Annotated in this window: 22 protein-coding genes; 16 read left to right on the top strand and 6 right to left on the bottom strand. The window is 38.1% G+C overall.

The genetic code is table 11. The features are described from left to right. Window positions 1-198: 198 nt before the first annotated feature. The 9 genes from H3R33_RS01575 to H3R33_RS01535 all read left to right on the top strand — a co-directional run bounded on the left by H3R33_RS01575 (window position 199) and on the right by H3R33_RS01535 (window position 10,394). Complete coding sequence (locus tag H3R33_RS01575; RefSeq protein WP_198184605.1) at window positions 199-2,709, top strand: ribonuclease E/G; 2,511 nt, start codon at window positions 199-201, stop codon at window positions 2,707-2,709. A 136-nt stretch (window positions 2,710-2,845) separates the two neighbouring features. Then, window positions 2,846-3,274, top strand: a complete 429-nt coding sequence (locus H3R33_RS01570) for an Rrf2 family transcriptional regulator (protein WP_110438610.1) — start codon at window positions 2,846-2,848, stop codon at window positions 3,272-3,274. A 151-nt stretch (window positions 3,275-3,425) separates the two neighbouring features. Continuing rightward, window positions 3,426-5,243 (top strand): aspartate--tRNA ligase, encoded by a 1,818-nt coding sequence (gene aspS / locus H3R33_RS01565; protein ID WP_198184604.1) that lies wholly within the window; start codon window positions 3,426-3,428, stop codon window positions 5,241-5,243. Between the two features lie 331 nt (window positions 5,244-5,574). Continuing rightward, entirely contained in the window at window positions 5,575-6,996 is a 1,422-nt protein-coding gene (locus H3R33_RS01560) for an amino acid permease (RefSeq protein WP_198184603.1), read from the top strand. Window positions 6,997-7,063: 67 nt separating this feature from the next. Next, window positions 7,064-7,309 carry a sulfurtransferase TusA family protein gene (locus tag H3R33_RS01555; protein WP_198184602.1) on the top strand — a complete coding sequence of 82 codons (246 nt, stop codon included), beginning with the start codon at window positions 7,064-7,066 and terminating at the stop codon, window positions 7,307-7,309. 79 nt (window positions 7,310-7,388) lie between these two features. Continuing rightward, entirely contained in the window at window positions 7,389-7,619 is a 231-nt protein-coding gene (locus H3R33_RS01550; protein ID WP_110438302.1) for an exodeoxyribonuclease VII small subunit, read from the top strand. A 17-nt stretch (window positions 7,620-7,636) separates the two neighbouring features. Continuing rightward, window positions 7,637-8,545, top strand: a complete 909-nt coding sequence (locus tag H3R33_RS01545; protein ID WP_198184601.1) for a polyprenyl synthetase family protein — start codon at window positions 7,637-7,639, stop codon at window positions 8,543-8,545. A 28-nt stretch (window positions 8,546-8,573) separates the two neighbouring features. Further along, a complete protein-coding gene (locus H3R33_RS01540) occupies window positions 8,574-9,323 on the top strand; it encodes a TlyA family RNA methyltransferase (RefSeq protein ID WP_198184600.1) in 750 nt (249 codons plus the stop codon). 63 nt (window positions 9,324-9,386) lie between these two features. Then, entirely contained in the window at window positions 9,387-10,394 is a 1,008-nt protein-coding gene (locus H3R33_RS01535; RefSeq protein WP_198184599.1) for a bifunctional GNAT family N-acetyltransferase/(deoxy)nucleoside triphosphate pyrophosphohydrolase, read from the top strand. On the opposite strand, the gene H3R33_RS01530 is transcribed toward H3R33_RS01535, so the two are convergent. Further along, window positions 10,383-11,294 carry an SMP-30/gluconolactonase/LRE family protein gene (locus tag H3R33_RS01530; RefSeq protein WP_198184598.1) on the bottom strand — a complete coding sequence of 304 codons (912 nt, stop codon included), beginning with the start codon at window positions 11,292-11,294 and terminating at the stop codon, window positions 10,383-10,385. The genes H3R33_RS01535 and H3R33_RS01530 overlap by 12 nt on opposite strands. Window positions 11,295-11,496: 202 nt before the next feature. Between H3R33_RS01530 and H3R33_RS01525 the strand changes: the two genes are divergently transcribed. Then, window positions 11,497-12,255 (top strand): molybdopterin-binding protein, encoded by a 759-nt coding sequence (locus H3R33_RS01525; RefSeq protein ID WP_155565711.1) that lies wholly within the window; start codon window positions 11,497-11,499, stop codon window positions 12,253-12,255. A 13-nt stretch (window positions 12,256-12,268) separates the two neighbouring features. Here H3R33_RS01525 and H3R33_RS01520 read toward each other — a convergent pair whose 3' ends face one another. From H3R33_RS01520 to H3R33_RS01510, 3 genes are all read right to left on the bottom strand, one after another. Next, window positions 12,269-13,225, bottom strand: coding sequence for an acetyl-CoA carboxylase carboxyltransferase subunit alpha (locus H3R33_RS01520; RefSeq protein WP_198184597.1), 957 nt, complete (start codon window positions 13,223-13,225; stop codon window positions 12,269-12,271). Between the two features lie 106 nt (window positions 13,226-13,331). Further along, complete coding sequence (locus H3R33_RS01515; protein ID WP_110438309.1) at window positions 13,332-14,225, bottom strand: tyrosine recombinase; 894 nt, start codon at window positions 14,223-14,225, stop codon at window positions 13,332-13,334. Window positions 14,226-14,239: 14 nt separating this feature from the next. Then, entirely contained in the window at window positions 14,240-14,548 is a 309-nt protein-coding gene (locus H3R33_RS01510) for a hypothetical protein (RefSeq protein ID WP_198184596.1), read from the bottom strand. A gap of 163 nt (window positions 14,549-14,711) precedes the next feature. Here H3R33_RS01510 and aroB point away from each other — a divergent pair, with 163 nt between their 5' ends. The 3 genes from aroB to H3R33_RS01495 all read left to right on the top strand — a co-directional run bounded on the left by aroB (window position 14,712) and on the right by H3R33_RS01495 (window position 18,348). Then, window positions 14,712-16,364, top strand: a complete 1,653-nt coding sequence (gene aroB / locus H3R33_RS01505; RefSeq protein WP_198184595.1) for a 3-dehydroquinate synthase — start codon at window positions 14,712-14,714, stop codon at window positions 16,362-16,364. 301 nt (window positions 16,365-16,665) lie between these two features. After that, window positions 16,666-17,823 carry an OmpA family protein gene (locus H3R33_RS01500; protein ID WP_110438312.1) on the top strand — a complete coding sequence of 386 codons (1,158 nt, stop codon included), beginning with the start codon at window positions 16,666-16,668 and terminating at the stop codon, window positions 17,821-17,823. A gap of 102 nt (window positions 17,824-17,925) precedes the next feature. Next, the gene (locus tag H3R33_RS01495) at window positions 17,926-18,348 is read left to right on the top strand and encodes a GtrA family protein (protein ID WP_198184594.1); all 423 of its coding nucleotides are present in this window, start codon (window positions 17,926-17,928) and stop codon (window positions 18,346-18,348) included. A 1-nt stretch (window position 18,349) separates the two neighbouring features. Here H3R33_RS01495 and tenA read toward each other — a convergent pair whose 3' ends face one another. Further along, entirely contained in the window at window positions 18,350-19,045 is a 696-nt protein-coding gene (gene tenA / locus H3R33_RS01490) for a thiaminase II (protein WP_198184593.1), read from the bottom strand. A gap of 162 nt (window positions 19,046-19,207) precedes the next feature. On the opposite strand from tenA, the gene alaS reads away from it, so the two are divergent. The 3 genes from alaS to H3R33_RS01475 all read left to right on the top strand — a co-directional run bounded on the left by alaS (window position 19,208) and on the right by H3R33_RS01475 (window position 23,558). Next, complete coding sequence (gene alaS, locus H3R33_RS01485) at window positions 19,208-21,859, top strand: alanine--tRNA ligase (protein WP_198184707.1); 2,652 nt, start codon at window positions 19,208-19,210, stop codon at window positions 21,857-21,859. Between the two features lie 147 nt (window positions 21,860-22,006). Then, complete coding sequence (locus tag H3R33_RS01480) at window positions 22,007-22,696, top strand: carbonic anhydrase (protein ID WP_122123839.1); 690 nt, start codon at window positions 22,007-22,009, stop codon at window positions 22,694-22,696. Next, window positions 22,644-23,558, top strand: a complete 915-nt coding sequence (locus tag H3R33_RS01475; protein ID WP_198184592.1) for an endonuclease/exonuclease/phosphatase family protein — start codon at window positions 22,644-22,646, stop codon at window positions 23,556-23,558. The genes H3R33_RS01480 and H3R33_RS01475 overlap by 53 nt, the downstream gene beginning before the upstream one ends. Before the next feature lie 143 nt (window positions 23,559-23,701). Here H3R33_RS01475 and H3R33_RS01470 read toward each other — a convergent pair whose 3' ends face one another. After that, a complete protein-coding gene (locus H3R33_RS01470) occupies window positions 23,702-24,610 on the bottom strand; it encodes a DUF2076 domain-containing protein (RefSeq protein WP_198184591.1) in 909 nt (302 codons plus the stop codon). Between the last annotated feature and the right edge of the window lie 181 nt (window positions 24,611-24,791).

Here is a 24,791-nt window from a genome sequence, read left to right as displayed (position 1 = left end):
GAAAGCAATCTAGAATTTAAAATTATTTTAAATCTTATAACAATTCAGAAATAAACAAAAAATGATCGAAATTCCTAATTAAAAATGCTTCATGGTTACATTTCCCTTAAGACAATAATTAAAAACATGTTTCCAACAAAAAGCATTTCTTCAAAAAACTATGGATTGTGACTACAATCACCGGAGTATTAGTAAAACATGAATAAAAAAATGCTGATTGATGCCAGCTATAAAGAAGAAACACGCGTCGTGATCCTTGATGGCAATTACATCGAGGGATATGATATTGAAAATTCCGCAAAGAAACAAATAAAAGGTAATATCTACCTAGCCAAAGTAATCAGAATTGAACCCAGTCTACAGGCTGCTTTTGTTGATTATGGTGGAAATCGCCATGGTTTTTTAGCTTTTAATGAAATTCACCCTGATTATTATCAAATTCCCGTTGCAGACCGAAAAAAACTGCTGGAAATCCAAGAATTAAATAAAATGGAGGAAGAACCAAATCCGGATCAAGAATTGGATCCAGATCAGCCTTCCTATTATGAAGACATGGTTCATTCCCATAATAGCATAATCAAGAACTATAAAATTCAGGAAGTTATTCATAAAAGACAAATTATCCTCGTTCAAGTGGTAAAAGAAGAACGTGGAAATAAAGGCGCGGCATTAACAACCTATCTATCTTTGGCAGGACGCTATTGTGTTTTAATGCCAAATTCCTTACGGAATGGCGGAATTTCTAGAAAAATCACTTCACCATCTGAAAGAAAACGGTTGAAGGATATTATCACTGAACTGAATATCCCATCACATATGGGAATGATTATCCGTACTGCAGGAGCCCAATGCCCAAAAGCGGATACCCTAAAAGATGGGGAATATCTGCTTCACTTATGGGATGAAATACGCAATCTAACCATGAAGTCGATTGCGCCAGCTCTTATTTATGAAGATTCCAACTTATTGAAATTGACATTACGTGATAATTATACACAAGATATTAATGAGATTTTGATAGATGGCGAGGATGCTTGGTCCCAAGCGAGAGATTATATGCGTGCATTGATGCCGCAAAATGTACATAAGCTTCATCTGTGGAGAGATCAAAAACAATCTCTTTTTTCTTATTACAAGGTTGAAAATTTGATTGATCAAATGCTTTCCCCGATTGTCCAACTAAAATCAGGGGGATATTTAGTCATTAATCAAACAGAGGCTTTAGTGGCTATTGATGTAAATTCAGGCCGTTCAATCAAGGAAAAAGATCTTGAAGAAACTGCATTGAGAACCAATCAGGAAGCCGCCAATGAAATTGCACGCCAGTTAAGGTTGAGAGATCTGGCTGGATTAATCGTTATCGATTTCATTGATATGGAAAACAAGAAGCATAATCATATTGTTGAACGTCGTTTGAAATCTCTACTTCACAAAGACCGTGCACGAATTCAGATCGGTTCCATCTCCTCCTTTGGCTTACTGGAAATGACCCGTCAAAGATTACGTCCCTCTATTGCTGAATTTGCCTTCACTCCATGTTCCGCTTGTAATGGAACAGGTATTATTCGAAGTGACGCCAATATTTCTTTACAAATCATCAGACAGATTGATGAAGAAGCTCGTAAAATCAAACCAGGAATTTTAACCGTTTCCATTTCATCCGGTGAAATTGCCTTGAATATTCTCAACCAAAAACGCAGATGGCTGGCGGATATTGAAAAGAAATATAAAATCAAGATTGAATTTACAATTGATTCAACCCTGTCCTCTCATAATGTCCGTTTTTCAAGCAAAACTGATTCCTCACTTGATATAGAACCTGATGATGAAATACTTCAATCTACACCAAATGTAGTTCAGGAGAATCTTTTTGTCAGGGAAATACCAATCCAATCCTATCTTGAATATCAGACAAATTCAAAAACAGATTATAGACAAGATGAGATAGAGAATAAAGTTATTGATCTAAAACCTGAATCAAAAGTATTACGTCAAAATTCTGTCTCCATAGAGCATAAACAAGACGATACAAATCTCGATTCTTATTCGGAACAATATAAGGAAAACAAAAAAACATACAGTAACTCCAGGGATAAAAAACAACCCCATCATTCCCGTCGTAACCGTTATAAAAGAGGACAAGGTAAGGCTCAAAAAAATAATGACTTTACTCCCATTCTTGAGGCTGAACCTATACCAGAACCTGTCATCAATGAAAAACCTGAAGAAATAACTGTGACTCCAACCTTTGTTTCAATTGAAATTGATGCCGATAAAAGCCAGAATCAGCATGAAGAAACTGAATCTTTGATAAATCAAGTTATTGATAATTCTGACGCTGTAAATAAAGAGGATGAAACTTCAGATAATCTGGAAATAAAAGAGGAAAAACCTGCTCCAAAACGTCGACGGGCTACTAAAACCACCAAATCCACAGGCACCACCAAAACGACACGTAAAAGAGCATCAAGCAAAAAAGAGTCAAAAGAAAACGAAACCGAGGAAAAATCGGATAATAAAGAGGAAAAGGAAACGAAGATCAAAAAAACTACCAGAGCACGTAAAACAACTACAGCCAAAAAAACAACGCTTCGAAAACCCAAAAAAACCAAGGAAGCTGATGAAAATAACGAACAACCCTTAATTCAGCCCATTGTCATAGATGATACACCGACCAAAACGCCACGTTCCGGCTGGTGGAAACGGTAATTTTCGTTTTTTTATAAAGGCTTAAAAGAATTACTTTTAAGCCTTTATTATTATGCCAAAACAAAAAATCATTCAAACTTTTTATAAATGTATATATAATATACATATTCGAAACAATAAAAGTTATCAACATATTATGCAACTTTCCCGATATACAGATTATGCGTTAAGAACCCTGATCTATTTACATGTTCATCATGATCGGCTTTGTTCTATCCATGAAATTGCGACTTGTTATTCGATTTCACAAAACCATCTAATGAAAATTGTCCATAGATTGGGTAAACAAGGGTTTATCAAAACATTACGTGGAAGAAATGGAGGATTAACTTTAAACAAAGATGCTGGCAGTATCAAACTTGGAGACATTATTCGCAACACAGAGGAAGATGAAACCTATGTCAAATGCGATCAATGCCTTATTCAATGCACTTGCAACCTACCTGCATTTTTAATCGAGGCAATGAATAATTTTTATAAAACACTCAATCAATATTCTTTAAACGATCTTTTTAAAAATCCAAAACAGCTTGAAGCAATTTTGAAATATATTGAACTAGTCTGAAAACCTAAAGCTAAAATACTCACTTTTTTTATCATATTAATCAACAGAATTATATGATGTCCTTTTATAATTTTTTAAAAACGTGTAAAGCAATTGATTAATCGCTTTATAATCAAAAAATTAATTATTTTAATTTAAACAGGATATATCAATGCATCGCTACCGCACTCATAATTGTGCCGCTCTAAGATCCCAGGATGTTGGATCAACTGTCAAGCTTTCTGGATGGATTCATAGTAAAAGAGATCATGGGGGTTTACTTTTTATCGATTTGCGCGACCATTTTGGTATTACCCAGATTGTTATTCCCGCCAATTCACCTTTGATGAACACTGCGGAAAGATTGAGAGTGGAAAGCGTTATTTGCATTACAGGTAAGGTTGTCGCTCGTGAAGGAGAAACCGTTAATCCAAAACTGCCAACAGGACAAATTGAAATTCAGGCTGAAAATCTTGAAATTATTTCCGAAGCTGACGTATTGCCTTTTCAAGTGACTGGCAACGAAAACTATCCGGAAGATTTACGTTTAAAATATCGTTATATCGATCTGCGTCGAGAACGGGTTCATCGCAATCTGATGTTAAGGTCAAACATTATTGCAAGCCTTCGCCATAGAATGATTGAACAGGGTTTCACTGAATTACAAACTCCTATCCTGACAGCTTCTTCACCTGAAGGTGCCAGGGATTTTCTGGTTCCTGCCCGTCTACATCCTGGAAAATTTTATGCATTGCCACAGGCACCGCAACAATTCAAACAGCTTGCAATGGTGGCTGGTTTTGACCGCTATTTCCAAATAGCCCCCTGTTTCCGTGACGAGGCTGCACGTGCGGATCGTTCTCCAGGAGAATTTTATCAACTTGATTTTGAAATGTCTTTTGTCACTCAAGAAGATGTTTTTGGAACGCTGGAACCTGTTATGGAGGGCATTTTCAAGGAATTTGCACCTACACATACTGTAAGTTCAGCACCCTTTGAACGTATTCCCTATAAACAAGCCATGAAAGAATATGGCAGTGATAAACCAGATTTAAGAAACCCCTTAAAACTTGTTGATGTTTCCGAAGCGTTCAAAAATTCTAGTTTTGGTCTCTTTGCAAAAATTGTTGAGGCAGGAGGAGAAGTTCGTGCTGTTCCCGCTCCTGGTGCAGGATCATTTCCCCGCTCTTTTTTCGATAAGTTGAATAAATGGGCCAGAGAAGAAAAAGCGGGTGGTTTGGGATACATCATCTTTGAAGACAATGGGGCAAAAGGACCAATTGCCAAAAATTTGGATGAAGAACGTTGTGAAATGATCCGCCAGGCCTGTCATTTAAAAAGTGGCGATGCTGTTTTCTTTGTAGCTGGACAGGGCCCTGATATGGTTAAATTTTCCGGTTCTGTTCGAACAAAAATTGCAACAGAACTTGATCTAATTGAGAAAAACGCCTTCCGTTTCTGTTGGATTGTTGATTTCCCTATGTATGAAATCAATGAAGAAACCGGATTGATTGATTTCTCTCACAATCCCTTCTCCATGCCTCAGGGTGGACTTGAAGCACTGATAAACAAGAATCCTTTGGAAATTAATGCATATCAATATGATATCGTCTGCAATGGTATTGAACTTTCTTCAGGTGCAATTCGAAATCATCGACCTGACATCATGATCAAAGCCTTTGAAATTGCCGGATATCCAGAGGAAGAAGTCGAAAAGCGTTTTGGTGGTATGCTAAACGCATTCCGTTATGGAGCTCCGCCTCATGGAGGTGCCGCACCTGGTATTGATCGCATGGTCATGCTTCTGATGGATGAACCCAATATTCGTGAGGTTATTCTATTCCCATTAAATCAACAAGGTGAGGATTTAATGATGAAAGCGCCTGCCCCGATTTCTGCAGAACGATTAAAAGAATTGTCCTTGGCAATCAGTGTACCAAAAGTGGCAGTAAAAAAATCTAATGAAACTGTTGAAACAGATAAAAAATAAATGATAATTTCAGCCACTCCAATATATTTTATAGAGTGGCTAGAAACAATTAAATTGTTGAAAATCTCGAAATGATACTTTATTGAAAAATTTTAGGCATTCTAAATTTTGGTATCAATAATGAAATTTATCTATAACAAAATTACATAAATAACATTATCGTGATTAATTCTTTACAATACTCAACCTTTAAAAACTCAAATTGCGAAATATAATAACAATTATCTATCTTTAAAGATAATTAAAATTCCTTTATACCTCCTATTTCAGGATTAAATATTACATACATTTTATTATTACAAAATCAATCTACAAATTTTAATATGGGAAAATGGCATTGCAAGAAAAAAAACATCAAGAAAAAACAGCCCTTTCATATTCCGATGGGCAATTAGCACACACCCTCCAACGCCGCCATATTATCATGATCTCTATCGGTGGTATTATTGGGGCCGGTCTTTTTGTAGGTGCCTCTGCCTCAATTAAGCAAACGGGACCTGCTGTTCTTTTGTCCTATGTCATTACTGGATTTCTCATTTTTTTTGTTATGCGAATGCTTGGCGAATTGGTTATTGAAAAACCAGAGGCAGGTTCCTTTCTCAATCATATCCGCCGTGGACTTGGCGATCATGTTACCTTTATATTAGGATGGGGGTACTGGCTTTTCTGGATTTCTGCCATTGCTGCCGAGGCCATAGCCGGTGGTATTATTTTACTACATTACATGCATATTCCCGAACAATACACATTTCTGGCAACCATGGTTCTGGGACCTTTATTGGTTATTATCATGATGATAACCAATCTATTTTCTGTCAAGGGATATGGTGAATTTGAATTCTGGTTTGCCCTGCTTAAAATCCTAGCTATTACGGCCTTTATTATTCTTGGCGGTATAGCAATAAGCCATTTGGGTGGATATTACACAACAAAAATTAATAATATATGGCATTTCCAAAGCTTTTTTCCAAAAGGCATTCTTGCCGTTTTCACAATCATTCCAACCATTCTATTTACAGTTACTGGATCCGAAGTGGCTACCATAGCGGCAGCTGAATCCGATAAACCTGCGGAGAATGTCGCTTATGCCAGTAAAACAATTATTTTCCGAGTTATCACCTTTTACGTTATTTCAATTGGAATTATTGTCTCTATCCTGCCCTGGAATTATGTAATCCCGGGGATATCACCTTTTCTAATGGTTTTGCAAAAGCTTGAAATTCCATATGCCTCGGATATTATGGCAATGACCATCCTGATTGCTATTCTCTCTTGCTTAAACTCATCTATTTACGCAACCTCCCGTACACTCTTTGAACTGGCAGAATTTAATGATGCACCCAGATGGCTAATTCATACCAATAAAAATGGAGTTCCCAAAAGAGCAATTATTACCGCCTCCATCATCGGTATAATAATTTCGATTTTCTCGGTAATTTCGCCAAAAGTTTTTTTCACTTATATTTTAAGCTGCGCTGGATCCATTATCCTGTTTGTCTATATTGCAATCGGTTTATCTGAAATCGTAATTCGCTCAAAATTGGAACGAACCAAACAAAAACTAACATTTAAGATGTGGTTTTTCCCTTATCTATCGTGGTTTACAATCATGTCGTTTGCCATGGTGATTTTTGCCATGTTTTTTAATCATGACAGTCGAAATCAAATTACACTTAGCTGCCTTACCTTAATTTTGATAAGTATCTGTCGAATCATTATGTGTCGATACAATAAAATTAAATCTGTGGTTTAAAATTCATCAATTTGCTCATATTTATAATTCTGATAATATTTTTTAATTTATAGTTACAGGGTTTGATATGGGTGAAATTATTTTAGATCTCAAAGAGTTGCGATGCCCCTTACCTATTTTGAAGGCTAATCGGGTTTTACAAACTCTTGAACCTGGGGATTGTTTACGTGTCTTGACGACAGATCGTCATACAATCAAGGATTTTCATGAATTCTGTCGTAAAACGGGTCATTCACTGATTGCTTTTTCAGAACAGGGAAATAATTTATCTTTTCTGATAAAAAAAAGTAAAATTGCACAAAACAATTTTTAAATCTATAAATTGGTTTCTTTTTTCAAAAGAGGTATAAAGAATAATATTTATCAGATATTAAACTTGTTGGAAGTTCAACATGACAGATGATCTCTCTTCCCTTTCATTTGAGGATGCATTGAATGAATTGGAAAAAATCGTTCATAATTTGGAAACTGGACAACAAAAACTTGAAGAAGCCATCGTATCTTATGAACGCGGTGCCTTACTTCGACGTTATTGTGAAAAAAAATTGAATGAAGCCGAGGCTCGGGTAAAAATGATTGTCGAAAAAGATAACCAAAGCCTTGATACTGAAACTATTGAATAAATTTAGGGTTAATTACCATGACTTCTGTTGAAGCACAAAATCAGTCTCTTAATCAATCGCTTTCATCACGTGCCCAAAGCCTTGAAACAACACTTGATAAATTCCTTCCCAGAATGAAGGGGGGCGAGGCAAATCTGATTGAGGCAATGCGCTACGCTGTACTTGGGGGGGGGAAAAGATTAAGGGGTTATCTTGTTACAGAAGTCGCTTCTCTCTTCAATATCCCAATGAAAAGCGCGCTTTATGTGGGCGCTTCTGTTGAAATGCTTCATGCCTATTCATTAATTCATGATGATTTACCGGCAATGGATGATGATGATCTGCGTCGGGGAAAACCCTCCACCCATATTAAATTCGGTGAGGCGATTGCCATTCTTGCCGGTGATGCTTTACAAACCAAAGCCTTCGAAATTTTAACGTGGGAAGATGTCAGCGAAAACCCGGATATTCGTATTGAACTGGTTAAGTCCCTTGCTGAAGCAAGTGGAGCCAATGGGATGGTCGGTGGACAAGTTATTGATATGGAAGGTGAAAATCGTCATCTGACCCTTCCTGAGGTAATCAACTTGCATGCCATGAAAACAGGCCGCCTAATTTGTTATTCCGCTGAAGCTGGAGCCATTTTAGGCCAAGCAAATGCCGACTTGCGCAATCATATCATCAGCTATGGTCGAGATTTGGGAACAGCTTTCCAGATCGCTGATGACATTCTTGATGCCACGGCAAGTGCAGAGGAACTTGGTAAAACAGCCGGTAAGGATAATGCCTCTGGAAAATCAACATTCGTTTCTTTGCTTGGAATTGAAGATGCAAAAAAGGAAGCAAACAGACTTATCAGTAAAGCTATCCGTCATTTAGAACCTTTCGGATCCGCCGCCGATAATTTACGCGCTTTGGCAAATTATGTTATTACCAGAAGAAATTGATTTACAATAAACAAATACCCATTCAATAATGGCTAACACTAAAAAACGCGTCGATATACTTCTCTTTGAAAGAGGCATGGTTGAAAGTCGTACAAAAGCGCAGGCCTTGATTATGGCGGGGCTGGTTTTTACGAAAGATCGTCGAATTCATAAGGCAGGGGATATCGTATCTGAAACCATTGAACTTACTATTAAAAATCAAGAACATCCTTGGGTATCGCGTGGTGGTTTAAAACTGGATCATGGATTGAAATCTTTCAATTTATCCCCCAAGGGGTTAAATTGCCTTGATATCGGGGCCTCCACAGGAGGGTTTACCGATGTTTTATTAACGAATGAAGCGAATAAGGTATACGCAGTCGATGTTGGGCATGGACAATTGGCATGGAAAATACGTCAGAATACACGCGTGATCGTGAAAGAAAAATGTAATGCCCGCTATCTTACATCAGAAATAATTCCGGATCCCATTCAAGTCATCGTCTGTGATGCAAGCTTTATTAGTCTAAAAACAATTTTACCTGCCGCCTTATCCCTATGTCAAACTGGCGGATGGGCAATGGCGTTGATCAAACCCCAATTTGAAGCTGGACGCGAACATATTGGATCAAAAGGAGTTGTCCGCGATCCTGAGATTCATACAAAAATTTGCCAAGACATTAATAATTGGTGGCAAAATCTGCCCAACTGGCAAGTATTGGGAATTGAGACTAGTCCCATTACCGGCCCTGAAGGCAATAAAGAATTTCTAATAGCCGCACGTAAAGAATCCCCGTAAATCATAAAACAACTTTTCCCTTATATTATTTAAAGTTAATTTTTTGAATCAAGGTGTTTATAAATGGTTATACATCCGCATTTATCCATTCCAACCTTACAAATTGATCAATATCTTTTACGATTGATCCAAAAAAAGGATATCAAAAGCATACATAATCATATTAATGATTGGAATATTGCAAAAATGCTGAGTGACGTGCCATTTCCTTACTCACAAGAATTATTGGAAAAATGGTTTGAAGCCACCCTTCAGCAAATCAGGGCGGGACAATCCTATCACTTTTCAATTATCGATACACAAACCAATCCGGACACAGTTGTAGGTTGTATAGGTTTAACCCTGAATATGGCAGAACAATCTGCCAAAATAGGATATTGGGTTGCTCAGAGATACTGGGGCAATAATATCGCTACCCGAGCCTTGAAACGCTTAACAAATTGGGCGTTAGCCAATCTAAATATCAATTACATTCATGCCACTGCCGCTGATGACAATGTTGCCTCTATAGCGGTTTTGAAAAAATGTGATTTTCAACCCTATGGTCAGGGCAAGGAGAAATTTTTAGCTCGTGCTGTTGAACAACCCGTCTCATATTTCCTTTTACAACGGGAAGATATTTGTCCCAACAATTTCACACCCAATCAAAATATTTATACATCAAAAGAAAAAAAAATATTGTTAGTTGTAGCCGCCGCACTTATTGATATTGAAGGTAGGCTTTTACTCGCCCGTCGTCCGGAGGGAAAATCAATGGCAGGAATGTGGGAATTTCCAGGCGGAAAAGTTGAACCTGGGGAAACACCTGAAACAGCATTGATTCGAGAATTGAAAGAAGAAATAAATGTCGATATTTCTAAAAGCTGTCTCGCCCCATTCACATTCGCATCCCATGAATATCAGGATTTTCATTTATTGATGCCATTATATGTATGTCATCGTTGGAAAGGTGACCCCATACCAAGAGAAAAACAGCAACTTGCATGGGTTACCGCCAATGAACTTGACCATTATCTTGTCTTGGAGGCTGACAAACCATTTATTCCACTCTTGAAGGATTTACTCTTCTAATCTTACCTCGTCAGGAATATGAAAAATATTCTGCCTTTTTCCAGCAATATTATTGTCAAAAGTGAATAAGGCACCAGCTTTTGGATATTTTTCAAGATCTTTTTTTGATATTTTGGCACGTGCCGATGTAACAAAAGCCGTTTTTAAATCATTACCACCAAAAGCTATTTTGGTTAAATTCGGACAAGGAAAATCTATTGATTTCAATTTTTGTCCATCAGAGGAATAGACATTTATTTTATATCCTTGATAAAGACAAACCCACAGATTGTTCTCGCAATCAAGCGCCATGCCATCAGGATATCCTTCCATTTCTTTTAAAAAAAGTCGTTTGTTTGCAAGTTTTTGCCCATCTTCAATATCAAACGAAAAAATTTCATGTGCATTGGAATGACTGCAATATAGGATCTGTTTGTCTTCATCAATTACAGGCCCATTAAGTACCGCATATTCCCTATCCTGCCTTATTACATAAGGTTTAGCCTGATCCCATTTTAACAAATAGAGGGATCCTGTTAATTTTTTTTCTTTTTCATCCATTGATCCAAACCAAAGTTGACCTTTGGCATCAATATATCCATCATTAATTCGATTATTTGGAAATTTTTCCTCTAAGGGATAAAATAACGTCACACTGCCATTAAATAGGCTAAACCAATATAAACCGTCTTCCATACCGCATAAATAAACAGGTCGATTGGTTGGAAAAAAAAATGTAGGTTTCTTGTGAGTATTCCAGCTTTTCTTCTGATTGTCATTTAAGCGGTATTGATGAATTTTTTTGCCCTCAATATCAATAAAATAAACCGCTTTTTCAGAGGCATTCCACATAACCCCCTCCCCCAATTCTGATTGGGTTTCCCAAATGGCGGATGGACATGACGAATTAATTGTAATCATTATAAACCCCTTTTTGAAAGGCTTTTTAAATTAAACAAAATGAAATTCAATATTTGCAATAATAATTGTTTTAACATAAAACTGTTTATACTAAACATTTACTTAGGAATTTTCTTAAACAATTCTTAATTTTAAATATAATTCTCTGTAATTTTTCAATACTTAAATATTGTAACTGTTTTAACAATTGGACTTTTGTAAAATGACTCTAAATCCAACTGCTTCAATTATGGTTATCGGAAATGAAATTCTTTCAGGCCGTACCCAAGACGTGAATATAAATTATATTGCGAAAGGATTAACCTGTTCCGGAATTAAACTCATAGAAACCCGTATCATTCCTGATGATCAAAAAATAATCATCAAAACAGTTAATGAATTACGTGCTGCATATGATTATGTGTTTTCTACAGGGGGAATCGGTCCTACCCATGATGATATAACTTCCGAGGCTATAGCAGAGGCGTTTGGTGTACCCAATCCAATTCATCCAGAAATATCCCGATTATTGGAAGAACATATTGGCAAGGAAAAATATAATGACGCCCATAGAAAAATGGCTCGTTTCCCACTAGGGGCTACGCCCATTCCCAATCCTGTATCCGTAGCGCCGGGATATGTAATCAACAATGTATATGTTATGGCTGGCGTTCCCCAAATCATGCGTGCAATGTTTGATCAAATATTGCCCACCTTACACCATGGCAAGCCAATTGTTTCAAAAAGCTGGTACGCTTTTCATGCCTCTGAAGGCAAAATTGCGCATGATCTAGCACATATACAGGATCAGTTTCATAACCTTGATATTGGATCCTATCCATTTTACAAAAATGAAGATCAAAATGGAATAGCATTGGTTGTCAAAGGTCAGGACCAAGATGCCGTTCAGCGTGCCGCTCAACAAATCCATCAGTTGTTTATCCGGATGGGATACGACCCGCACGAAGGTGAGCCCATTTGAACCCTGGTTTTAACTAGTTTATTTCCTCACGCCCCATGGCGAGGAACTTATTTCTACGTTTAGCCTGAAGAACCTGTTCTGGAACTAAGGCGAGTTCGCCAAATGCAGCTTCAATCGCCTTTTGAACATTACTGATCGCAGTCTCTGGATCTCGTTGCGCTCCACCAACCGGTTCCTCGATAATTTGATCAATTAATTTGAATTTCAACAAATCCTGAGCCGTCAAACGTAATGCGCCTGCCGCCTGAGCCGCTTGTGATGCATCCCGCCATAATATGGAGGAACAAGCCTCAGGAGAAATAACTGAATAAATCGCATGTTCAAGCATCAGAATTTTGTCAGCCGTTGCCAGAGCGATTGCCCCTCCCGATCCACCTTCACCAATGATAACGGAAACAATGGGAGTTGTTGCCCTAAGGCATGTCTCAATTGATTTTGCAATGGCTTCAGCCTGACCATGTTGTTCCGCATCAATTCCAGGCCATGCTCCTGGCGTGTCAATCAACATGATAATCGGTAAATTAAATTGTCCTGCCAGTTTAATTAAACGTTGAGCTTTTCTATATCCTTCAGGCCTGGCCATCCCAAAATTATGCTTTAGTCTTGTATCAAGATCGGAACCTCGCTCTATCCCGATCACAACAACAGATTGCCCTTTGAATCTTCCCAATCCACCGGTAATGGCATGATCTTCTGCATAAAGACGATCCCCTGCCAATGGCATGAAGTTTTCAATCATACCTTTGATATAATCCAAAGCATGCGGACGTTGCGCGTGTCGTGACACCTGAACTTTTTGCCAGGGTGTTAGTTTATTATATATAACTCGCAGCTGTTTTTCAGCCTTTTCCGTAAGCGTTTGCAATTCTTCGGCAATATTAATTTCTGTGGCGGTTTCAACACGTTGCAATTCATAAATTTTATTTTCGAGTTCTGCAACGGATTTTTCAAAGTCCAAAAATTGACGCATGATTATAAAAGATTACCAATTAAACGTTAATAACAGATCAGTGTAATGTATATTATCAATCAAATAAATTTTTAATTGTATAAATTACAATATTTTTTTAATAAAATTATTTTTTCATACTCAGGGGATGAAAATCCTGCACTATTTTTTTTAGGTGTTCAGTCTGTAAATGGGTATAAATTTGTGTCGTCGAAATATCAGCATGCCCCAACATCATCTGCAATGAACGCAAATCTGCCCCATGTGCCAACATATGACTGGCAAATGAATGACGTAAAACATGGGGAGACAGCCTGCAAGGATCAAGATTGGCCTTTAATGCGACTTCGAACAATATTTTATCAAATCCCTGCCGCGTTAAATGATTTTGCGGGTTTCGTCCAGGAAACAGAAAGACACTCTTTAAACTCGCATCATTTTTTTTAAGCACCAATGCCGCTTTTACCGCTGCATCTGAAACAGGTATTAACCTTTCACGTCTGCCTTTTCCGTATATTCGCAAAATTTTTGTTGCTTGCTGAATCTGGTCCTTGCGCAGAGATAACAACTCAGATATGCGTAATCCCGAACTATACAGAATTTCCAAAGCTGCCTTGGCAACAAGTGACCGTCTGTAATCGTCAAGGAATTCACTTGCTGATAACAGGTTAAAAACTTCCTGTTCGCTCAGATATTTGGGTAATGATTGTGGCAAAGAGGGGGATTGCATTAAATAAGTGGGATCATCGGAGCGAATATTCTCCTGAACCAAAAAACCATAAAACTGACGCAGACATGATAACCTTCTTATTGCTGTTCGCGCTGTTTTTCCCTCTCGACCCAAAAATTCAAAATATTGATGAATATCACGTTTAGAAACCCTGTCTATTTCTAGATCTCTGGCTTGCAAATAATCCATAAAATCTTTTAAATCAGTTTGATACGCCTGATATGTATTTGCGGTAACCCCTCTCTCTGCCACCAGCATTTCCAAAAAGAAATCAATCAGATCCCTGTTCATGATTTATTCAAAATCTATTGATTGGGCATTGTATTCAACGCATTTCCAGGAACTTTTCCAGGCTGGGGAATTGTTGGAGTGTTCATAGGAGCAGGCGCTGAAGCATTATGAGCGTTTGCATTGTTGTAGGGAACGATAATGGGGGGAGCGCCAGGGACAACAGGTACGGATGGCAAAGTTGTATATTGCTGGGCTTTGGGAATGGAAATAACCTTGTGAACTTCTCTGATCGGCGTTTCGGGTGTTTGCAAGCCAAAAAACACTACCCCTGCCACAAGCAATATAACTATTAATCCAAAGAGAATAACAAATAATCGACGCATTATGGCTTCCTGATGTAAAATTACTCGTTGATGTTTTAATAATAACAGCTTGATTTCATACCATACTACAATTAATTTTTAATAGTCTGGATTTTATAAATTCTTTCAAAAATTAAATAAAATCTCAATTTATCAATTTTTATTCCTGTATTTGATCGACCACATGACTGATATACCTAGCAAATTACTAAATCGACCACTTGTTTTAATCGGTCTGATGGGGGCTGGAAAAACAACGATTGGTAAAAAAATCGCAGACTTGCTTTCCATACCCTTCATCGATTCGGATAAAGAAATAGAAACTACGGCTGGATGCAGTATCGCCGATATTTTCGAACAATATGGAGAAGAGGAATTCCGTCGTGTGGAAAACCAGGTTATCCAACGTTTATTGGATCAAGCCCCCTTGATTCTCGCAACAGGTGGTGGGGCCTACATGCATCCGGAGACAAGAAAAACCTTAAAGGAAAAAGCAACCACCCTTTGGCTACATTGTGATCTGGAAACACTTTTCAAGCGCGTTTCCAAAAATACCAACCGCCCCTTATTGAATGTCGATAATAAAAAAGAGATACTTTCCTCCCTTATGGAAAAACGTTACCCTGTCTATGCCGAGGCAGATATTGTCGTTGAATGTAAGGATAAAGACATTGATACAACAATTAATCTTGTTATCTCAGCTCTAGAAAATTCAAGTAAAATGCATATTTTACCCATAACCCTGTCAAAAAATCATTACGACGTAATCATTGGTTCTGATATATTACAGCAATGTGGAACACTGATTTTACCTTTATTAAAGCAAAAGAAAGTTTTTATTCTGGCGGATCAGACAGTTGCCGACCTTCATCTGGACAAACTTATCCATAGTCTTGATTTAGTACACGTAAATTATGAAGTTATCCTGCTTCCTCCTGGGGAAAAAACAAAATCCTTTCAATATTATGAAAAAGTCACGCAAACATTGTTAGAAAAAGGGGTTGAGCGAAATTCAACGATTTTGGCATTCGGTGGTGGTGTTACAGGAGATTTGGCAGGATTTTCAGCTGCCACCGTGTTACGTGGAGTGCCATTCATTCAAATCCCTACCACCCTGCTTTCTCAAGTCGATTCTTCCGTAGGCGGAAAAACCGGTATCAATACATCGGTGGGTAAGAATCTGCTTGGGGCCTTTTACCAACCAAAAGCCGTTCTCGCAGATACAAAGATTTTGGACACACTCCCTCAAAGAGAATTACAGGCCGGTTATGCAGAGATTGTTAAAGCCGGTTTGATCAATGATCCAGAATTATTCAAATGGTGTGAAAAAAACGGTAAAAAAGTCATAAATAAAGAACATACCTGTCTGGCCAAGGCCATCGAAATGGCTTGTCAATTTAAAGCAAGGGTTATTCAAAATGATGAATATGAACAGCAATCGACAGGCAGAAACCTCCTGAATCTCGGTCACAGCTTGGGACATACCCTGGAAGCGGAACTGGGTTATGATGGTCGTTTACTGCACGGAGAAGCCGTTGCACTGGGTTGCTGCCTGATCTTCAAATTATGCACCCAAATGGGCATATGTCCGGAGAAAGACACACAACGTGTCATTCATCATTTCGAATCTGTAAACCTACCTGTTACAATAAAAAGGCTTCCTCAATCCATACGGGCCTCAAATCTTCTTAATCATTTGAAACATGATAAAAAAAGCCAAAACAATAAAATAACGTTTATACTTGTCGATGGGATAGGAAAAGCTTTCACATCACAAGATGTTAGTGAAAAACAGCTGTATAGTCTCCTAATCGAGGACGGTTGTATACAGGACTAAAATTGTTGCATATAAAACACATGAATTAATTCTAATCAATAAAGTATATATGAATGATTGTCATTCAATAAAATCTTTTATAAATTGCCGAATATCTGAAAATCTTTATAGAAATTAGAAGGTAAAGCCCTTTTCTGTGTTTTTTTAGTTACATTACATTAATAACTATAATCACCGCATTAAAATCCTTCTAATTTTTCAAAGATATAGATTATAGTAAATTATAGAGTATAAATTTAAAGAGCTTCCGCCTTAATTGGCGGTCTATCGCTCGAAACTTATAAAAGAAGGATGTGTCAAGATGCGTCTTCGCACTGCATTGCTTGCAACGACTTTCGCGGTTGCTACTCCCGCCGCAGCGATGGCTAGCACAATTACTGGCCCTTATGTTAGCTTAGGTGGCGGTTATAACCTTGTTCAAACACAACATGCCCATTTCAAAAATGGTACCAATGCCGGTGGCAGGCTTGATAACGGTAAGGGAACCTCATCAAAACTGCGCCATAATACCGGTTTCACAACCATGGGTTCTTTTGGTTGGGGATTTGGTAACGGTCTCCGCGTGGAAGTTGAAGGTGTCTATAACTACTCCAACATCAGCGGACGTCATGGAACCCCTGTTTCCGCATACAAAACCAAAGGACATGACCAAGGTTATGGCGGATTGATCAATGTTCTTTATGATATTGACTTGCGTCAATTCGGCATTGACGTCCCTGTCACCCCATTCGTGGGTATTGGTGCCGGTTATCTCTGGCAAAATATGGCTCCATTAGATACAGTTTACCGTAATGGCAATAAAAACCGTATCGGTGGAACAGGTGGAAGCTTTGCCTATCAAGGTATCGTCGGTGCCGCCTATGATATCCCAGGCGTTCCAGGATTGGCAGTTACAACTGAATACCGTATGATGGGTCAATTGGATGATCATCGTTCATACAATTCAAGTGCATGGGTTGGCGGAAATCATTATAACAGCCACAGAGGCGTTAAAATGGATCACCGCTTCAATCATCAATTTATTCTGGGTCTGCGTTATGCATTTGACACCGCACCACCAGCACCCCCTCCAGCTCCACCAACTGTAGTTGCTCCACCACAACCATCTGTAGCTCGCACCTACCTAGTATTCTTCGATTTCGACAAATCAGCATTGACACCTCGTGCACGTGAAATCGTAAGAGAAGCTGCTCAGGCTTCAACACGTGTTCAAACAACACGTATCGAGGTTAACGGATATACAGATAACTCTTCTGCACATCCAGGTCCTCGTGGTCAACGCTATAACATGGGTCTTTCAATCAGACGTGCCAAAAGCGTGAAAGCTGAATTAATCCGTGACGGTGTTCCAGCAACAGCAATTGATATTCACGGTTATGGTGAATCTCATCCATTGGTTCCAACAGGACCAAATACACGTGAACCACAAAACCGTCGCGTAGAAATTATTCTTAAATAATTTTCAAGAAATTATCTGAATAATGTAAAAGAGATACTTAGAATTAAGTATCTCTTTTTATTTTGAAAAACAATCAGGCCAATTTATTTTTGAAGGTTCTTTTTGATATCAATCGGTCATAAACAACAATTTTTTCAATTTATCAAATTTGGTATTGTTGGATCATCCGGTCTGGGAATTGATATTCTAGCTGTATACTTGTTACGACCCTTAACTGGATTAACCATGGCAACCCTTGCCGCTTATTTTATAGCCGCAAGTTCTAACTGGTTCATAAACAGACTCTGGACATTTGGAAATATTAATCATCGTCATTCTATCTTTGCACAATGGATACGATTTATTATGACCAACATTCTTGGTTTTTGTTGCAATAGAGGAGTTGTTTTCTTTTTATTTTTCCTAAATTCGTTTTTTAGGTACTATGCTTTTATACCTTTAATTATTGGTGCAATGACTGGAATGCTAGCGAATTTCCATTTATCGCGCAAATTGGTTTATAATGATTCCATATCAAAAAGGTAAATTATTTTTTTCCAACGTTCCAAAAGGCAGTTTCCAATTGAACAACATCCTTAAACTTACGTAGAATCATTGGATAACGTTGTTCCGCTCCATACTGAAAAGCAATTTGATCCAGAAACATAATACTTTTCTTTATAAGACTGTAATAGCTATCACTTCCGTACGTTTCCAACCAAGATAAATACGGATGGTCCCTTTTATCAAATTCTTGATCATTTAATAAATTCAAACCGATTTCACCGTACCCTATCAAACATGGTAATATTAGAATTACAATATCTAACAAATCACCCTGCATACTTTTTGTAAGCAAATATTGACTGTATGCAACAAGTTCGATTGATTTCCTTTCATTTTCAATAAAGTCAATTTCTATTCCCCATTGCTTGCAATATGATAAATGCAATGGAAGCTCTATTTCGATAAGCCCTTTCAATAATGATAAAAAATATTGCATTTCCCATAATGAATTACTTTTATAAATCGCTAGGGCCTCAACACGACTGTAATCAAGAAGATATAAATAATCCTGAACTAGATATTTTCTAAATTCCTCTACCGGCAAACTTCCTTTACCCAGTGCCTTGACAAAGGGATGATGGATAAATTGTTGCCATTCCTTCTGGCAATCCTGTCGTAACCGACCAAATAATCCTTCAGAAAATAAAGAATACGTATTTTTATCATTATCAAACATTAAATCTTGACTTTCATGACAAAAGCTTAAATAGCTGTACTGTAAAAAACATTTTGAATAATAATATATACGGTTAGATTAATTTCCATATTACTCTTATCCAGTTCGTTTAAAATATTATTTTAACATATCAGGATTGTTCATTCTACCATGTCCACCACAATGCCAAGCACAAATGAAATACGGTCGCACTTTTTGAATTATTTTTCTAAAAATGATCATCAAATTGTACCATCCTCATCTTTGGTTCCCCAGAATGACCCTACTCTGCTTTTTACAAATGCAGGAATGGTACAGTTCAAAAATGTGTTTACCGGACAGGAACAGCGTCCCTATTCACGTGCCACAACTGCACAAAAGGTTGTTCGGGCTGGTGGCAAGCACAATGATCTTGATAATGTTGGATATACCGCTCGTCATCATACTTTTTTTGAAATGCTCGGAAATTTCTCTTTCGGAGATTATTTTAAGGAAAAAGCAATCTATCTGGCATGGAACCTAATCACTGGCGAATTTGGATTACCTAGGGAAAAACTTCTTGTCACTGTTTATTCGGACGATAATGAAGCAGCTGATTTATGGAAAAAAATAGCTGGCTTTTCCGATGACCGTATTATCCGTATTAACAGTTCAGATAACTTCTGGCGTATGGGAGATACAGGCCCATGTGGACCATGTTCAGAAATTTTCTATGACCATGGCGAAGATGTATTTGGAGGCCCCCCAGGATCTAAGGACGAAGATGGAGACCGTTTCGTAGAAATATGGAATTTGGTTTTCATGCAGTATTTTGAAAATCCACCAGGTACACGAAATCCCTTACCCCGTCCATCAATTGATACAGGAATGGGATTGGAACGATTTGCCGCAATTATGCAAGGGAAAAGAGACAATTTTGATATTGATACTTTTCAGGTCTTAATCAGGGCATCTGCTGAAGTTACTAATACAGATCCATTTGGTCCCCATAAAGTCAGTCATCGTGTCGTTGCAGATCATCTTCGCTCTTCGGCTTTCCTTATTGCTGACGGTGTCTTACCGTCCAAAGACGGACGTGGTTATGTATTACGTCGTATTATGCGCAGAGCCATGCGTCATTTACACATGATCGGCACTCAACAACCGGTATTTTACAAGCTTTTACCTGCATTAATCGAGGAAATGGGAAGCGCCTATCCTGAACTGATACATTATGAAACTTTGATTTCTGAAACCTTATACAATGAAGAACAACGTTTCAAATCAATGCTGGATCGAGGTCTTTCCCTTTTGAATGAGGAAAGCGGCAAGTTACCGTCACATGGTAAATTGCCTGGTGATATTGCTTTCAAACTGTATGATACTTATGGTTTCCCTCTGGATTTAACAGCTGACGCGCTTCGTGAAAAAGGATTGACCGTTGATCACGAAGGCTTTGATAAAGCCATGGCCGAACAACGTAACCGAGCCAGAGCCGCATGGGTTGGTTCCGGTGATAATGAAACTGAAACAATATGGTTTGAACTCAAGGATAAATTTGGACCATCTGAATTTCTTGGATACAAGAATAATAGGGCTGATGCTGAAATTCAGGCAATTATCATTGATGGTCAATTGGTAAACCAAGCAGAAGAAGGTACAGAAATCAGTATCTTGTTAAACCAGACCCCCTTTTATGGTGAAAGTGGTGGTCAGGCTGGGGATCAGGGAATCATTTTCAATAAAAACAGTATTATCGAGATTAAAGATACGCAGAAGAAACTTGGCGAACTGATCCTCCATCATGGAATTGTAAAAAAAGGCCAGATTAAGATCAATGATACGGTAACGGCTGAAATTGATACTGCTTACAGACAGACAATTCAGGCACATCATTCTGCCACCCATCTGTTACATCGTGCATTGAGAGAACAATTCGGGACACATGTCACCCAAAAAGGAAGTCTGAATACAGCAGAACGCTTAAGATTTGATTTCAGTCTCTCCAAACCGATTACACGCAATGAACTGGATATTGTCGAAGCAAAGGTTAATGCACAAATCCGGAAAAATTTACCGGTCAGAACGCAAATCATGACGCCGGAACAAGCTAATAGACTTGGTGCAATGGCATTGTTCAATGAAAAATATGGTGAGGAAGTCCGTGTGGTTTCAATGGGAAATGGAGATGATATTGCCAATCCACAAACGGCATGGTCCATTGAACTTTGCGGTGGAACCCATGTCAATCGCACCGGAGATATAGGTTTATTTCATATAATTTCTGAAAGCGGGGTGGCTGCCGGAATAAGACGCATTGAAGCCGTTGCCGGTTTGGCCGCGGAAAATTATTTCAAACAGAATTTAAATATATTAAATGAAATAGCCTCTCTTCTTAATACTGCCTCTGTACAACTTACCGATAGAGTGCAGTTGTTATTAAACGAAAGAAAAGAGCTAAAACAGCAAATATCCAAATTGCAGCACCAATTGACAATCGGCAAAGACATGCAAAATGACATTGAGACAATCAATGGCATTGAACTTATTTTCCGTGATGTTGGTGAAATCCCGCCAAAAGAATTAAAACCTTTGGCTGAAAGTCTTGTTAAACAGCTTCAAAATGGAATAGCTGTCGTATTGTCATCCTTTGGTCAAAAAGCATCCATCGTTGTTGCCGTAACTGCTGAATTAAGCAAAACTGTAAATGCAATTGATTTGGTTAGAATGGCGAGTTCGATTGCGGGCGGTAAAGGTGGTGGTGGAAGACCAGATATGGCGCAAGCTGGAGGACCTGATATTAATAAGGCAAATGATATTTTTGAAAAAATAAAAAGCCATATCAATTCTTTATGATACTGAATTCAAGGCAGGCTCATCATGACCTGCTTTTTCATTATAACTATTGGTTATTTATCCTGCATGATCATACTTTCGCCGTAAAATTGTACATAATATCATACAGTTAGCTGTTCAATTCATTCCGAAATGAAAGATCACAATATGTCGGAAAACAACCCTCAACTAACCCTCCTTGATATTTTAAAAGGTGTAAAGAAATTTCGAACGGATATTTATCCGGAACGTAAAGAATTATATTGTCAACTTGCCAATGGACAATCCCCTAAAACACTTTTCATAACTTGTGCAGACAGTCGAATAAGTCCTGAATCCCTGACCCAGCAACCTCCCGGAAATTTATTTGTCTTGCGTAATATTGGCAATATTGTACCTGCTTATGGTAACAGCTTCGGAGGAGTAACATCCGCAGTTGAATATGCAGTTTCCGCCCTAAAGGTTTCTACAATTATTATTTGTGGACATTCTGATTGTGGCGCGATGAGTGCCCTTATACATCCTGAAAAATTGAATTCAATGCCAGCCGTAAGAAAATGGTTGCAATATGCCGAAACAGCCCATGCCATTACGGACGCACTTTCTGCCACTGATGTCGGCCCCGAAAGCATCCAAAGTTTAACGGAACACAATGTCCTGCTTCAACTCGCACATTTAAGAACTCATCCTTCAGTTGCTGGTGCCTTGGCAAAAAAAGAAATTATTCTTCAAGGATGGTATTATGATATCCCAAAAGGTAAGATTTATGTGTTAGATGAAGAAACAAGAAATGATATGACCGTCGATGAAGCTATTTCCATGCTGCAGAATCGTATCAACCAAAATACCAAAGCTTAAGAAAACTATTGCTGTATTGAGCTGCTGGTTTGCTTTTTTTGCATCTTTTACGCTGCATGCCAGAACAATCAAGATAACCACCTGGAACACAGAGTGGTTATTATCAAAATCAGATCTTGATAAATATGAAATACCAAATGATATTCAAGCAAGATACTCCAAGAATTTCACAAGATTGTCTTTATATGCAAGAAAATTGAACAGCGATATAATTGCCTTACAGGAAGTGGGATCAGTCGAAACCGCAAGACGAATCCTTCCTGAAGACCAATATGATTTTTATATAACTCAGGATAATATCGCCCAACATCCTGTCCTGGCCATTCGAAAAAAACTTTCTTACAATATTATAAAAAACCCTGATCTTACCGCTTTGAGTAAGAATGACAAAACCCATATTTTACGAAGTGGTCTTGATCTTACCCTATACGATCATCGCATAAATATTCGAATTCTGGTTGTACATTTAAAGGCTCATTGCCCTGAAAGATCTCTTTATTCCCAACAAAAAGCATGTAATATCTTGAATCAACAGAAAATAATTATCCAAAAATGGATTGCAGACAGAATAAAAGACAAACAGGCTTTCATTATTTTAGGAGATTTTAACCGTATAGTGTCATTTAATGATGAATTTTTTCAATCCTTGTCAACAGAATCTAGTTTATCAATCCCAACATCTCAACTTGCTTCACCATGCTGGGGAGGCAATTATTTTCTCGATGGATTTATTTTGGATCCCATCTTAAGTGAATCCATTATTCCTAATACGTTAAAAGTATTGGTATACAAAGAAAAACAATATATGATGCACGCCGATCTGTCAGATCATTGTCCTGTCTCTTTAAATTTGTCTTTATAACAAAAAATGATTTGTTCTTTTTTCACCTAAGATTTTTTAAATTTCCTCAATAATAAAAGCCTTTTATCACCTAATTTTTAAAAGGATCAATCTCGCAAGAAAGGTTAACCCTTTTATGATTTAGACAATGAAATCAGTTAATATTAGAAACTATCGTCTCCCCAGCCTCCATCATCACCACCCCAGTCACCACCATCATCAGAGCCCCAATCAGCAGAATCTCCAGAATTACCCCAATCTGTATCATTTCCGCTATTACTGAAACCATCATCAGCATAATTATCAAATCCGGCACCAGAATTGTTACCAGCATCAAAATTCGGATCAACTGCGGTACCCTCACCCGTAAAGGGATCACTGCCAGCTGCTGTTCCTGCAAACGGATCATTCGGATCTGCAGCAGGCATTGGTGCAGCACCATTAACTGCATGATGGCCACCAAACAATCCACTCAACGCATTATAAGCCATCATACCCCCGGCAACACCAGCTGCCGTCGACAATGCACTGCCTAAAAATCCATTTCCACCCCGATTAAACATTCCTCGTTGATAACCTGGGGGATAATTTACAGCCGGAGGTTGTTGCTGTCCATAAGGTGTATTCATAGACTGATTTGGCTGTGGTTGTGGCCGATTAGGATTTCCTCCCCACCCTGGCGGCATTTGTTGGGATTGAGGCGACATTTGAGTTTGCGACCGGTTTCCGCCACCAAAAAGCCCTCCCAGAAATCCTCCTGAACGAGGTTGGCTTGATTGGGCCTGAGCCTGTTTCAGCTGTTGAATCTGTTGTTGCATCTGCTGTAATTGCCATTCCAGCTGACGAATACGATTCTGAGATTCAACCAAGGCGGCTTCCTGAACAATGGCCATTTGTGTCATACGATAACCCGCTTCAGGATATTTCTGCAAATTACTGTTAATCAGTTGATTGGCTTCAGAATCAATAGGGGGTAACGGACTGGCTGTTCCAACCGTATTTGGAGAAGCTGTTTTTTTCCCACTGACACGTTCAAAAAATTGATTGATCAATTGCTGTTCGTCATTATTCATCTTTGATTAACCTTTAAAATTATCTTTGGATTTCTCTTTGTATTTTAATTATAAGACAAATTTTTGAAGATGATTCACTTTTCTTGTCATATCATCAAGATCGTATTATTTATTTAATCTTATTCGTAACCATCGATAGACTAAAAAATAATTAACACTTATTATTCGTTATTTTTGCATT

The sequence above is a fragment of the Commensalibacter sp. B14384M2 genome (assembly GCF_016101865.1).
In the GTDB taxonomy this organism is placed as follows: domain Bacteria; phylum Pseudomonadota; class Alphaproteobacteria; order Acetobacterales; family Acetobacteraceae; genus Commensalibacter; species Commensalibacter melissae.
Note: the sequence above shows the minus strand (reverse complement) of the source record. Positions and strands in the feature narration are given on the sequence as shown.

What these genes read in the sequence shown, in the direction of transcription:
- H3R33_RS01575 (WP_198184605.1), top strand. Translation starts at nt 199, where the DNA reads ATGAATAAAAAAATGCTGATTGATGCCAGCTATAAAGAAGAAACACGC.
- H3R33_RS01570 (WP_110438610.1), top strand. Translation starts at nt 2,846, where the DNA reads ATGCAACTTTCCCGATATACAGATTATGCGTTAAGAACCCTGATCTAT.
- aspS (WP_198184604.1), top strand. Translation starts at nt 3,426, where the DNA reads ATGCATCGCTACCGCACTCATAATTGTGCCGCTCTAAGATCCCAGGAT.
- H3R33_RS01560 (WP_198184603.1), top strand. Translation starts at nt 5,575, where the DNA reads ATGGCATTGCAAGAAAAAAAACATCAAGAAAAAACAGCCCTTTCATAT.
- H3R33_RS01555 (WP_198184602.1), top strand. Translation starts at nt 7,064, where the DNA reads ATGGGTGAAATTATTTTAGATCTCAAAGAGTTGCGATGCCCCTTACCT.
- H3R33_RS01550 (WP_110438302.1), top strand. Translation starts at nt 7,389, where the DNA reads ATGACAGATGATCTCTCTTCCCTTTCATTTGAGGATGCATTGAATGAA.
- H3R33_RS01545 (WP_198184601.1), top strand. Translation starts at nt 7,637, where the DNA reads ATGACTTCTGTTGAAGCACAAAATCAGTCTCTTAATCAATCGCTTTCA.
- H3R33_RS01540 (WP_198184600.1), top strand. Translation starts at nt 8,574, where the DNA reads ATGGCTAACACTAAAAAACGCGTCGATATACTTCTCTTTGAAAGAGGC.
- H3R33_RS01535 (WP_198184599.1), top strand. Translation starts at nt 9,387, where the DNA reads ATGGTTATACATCCGCATTTATCCATTCCAACCTTACAAATTGATCAA.
- H3R33_RS01530 (WP_198184598.1), bottom strand. Translation starts at nt 11,294, where the DNA reads ATGATTACAATTAATTCGTCATGTCCATCCGCCATTTGGGAAACCCAA.
- H3R33_RS01525 (WP_155565711.1), top strand. Translation starts at nt 11,497, where the DNA reads ATGACTCTAAATCCAACTGCTTCAATTATGGTTATCGGAAATGAAATT.
- H3R33_RS01520 (WP_198184597.1), bottom strand. Translation starts at nt 13,225, where the DNA reads ATGCGTCAATTTTTGGACTTTGAAAAATCCGTTGCAGAACTCGAAAAT.
- H3R33_RS01515 (WP_110438309.1), bottom strand. Translation starts at nt 14,225, where the DNA reads ATGAACAGGGATCTGATTGATTTCTTTTTGGAAATGCTGGTGGCAGAG.
- H3R33_RS01510 (WP_198184596.1), bottom strand. Translation starts at nt 14,548, where the DNA reads ATGCGTCGATTATTTGTTATTCTCTTTGGATTAATAGTTATATTGCTT.
- aroB (WP_198184595.1), top strand. Translation starts at nt 14,712, where the DNA reads ATGACTGATATACCTAGCAAATTACTAAATCGACCACTTGTTTTAATC.
- H3R33_RS01500 (WP_110438312.1), top strand. Translation starts at nt 16,666, where the DNA reads ATGCGTCTTCGCACTGCATTGCTTGCAACGACTTTCGCGGTTGCTACT.
- tenA (WP_198184593.1), bottom strand. Translation starts at nt 19,045, where the DNA reads ATGTTTGATAATGATAAAAATACGTATTCTTTATTTTCTGAAGGATTA.
- alaS (WP_198184707.1), top strand. Translation starts at nt 19,208, where the DNA reads ATGCCAAGCACAAATGAAATACGGTCGCACTTTTTGAATTATTTTTCT.
- H3R33_RS01480 (WP_122123839.1), top strand. Translation starts at nt 22,007, where the DNA reads ATGTCGGAAAACAACCCTCAACTAACCCTCCTTGATATTTTAAAAGGT.
- H3R33_RS01475 (WP_198184592.1), top strand. Translation starts at nt 22,644, where the DNA reads ATGAAGCTATTTCCATGCTGCAGAATCGTATCAACCAAAATACCAAAG.
- H3R33_RS01470 (WP_198184591.1), bottom strand. Translation starts at nt 24,610, where the DNA reads ATGAATAATGACGAACAGCAATTGATCAATCAATTTTTTGAACGTGTC.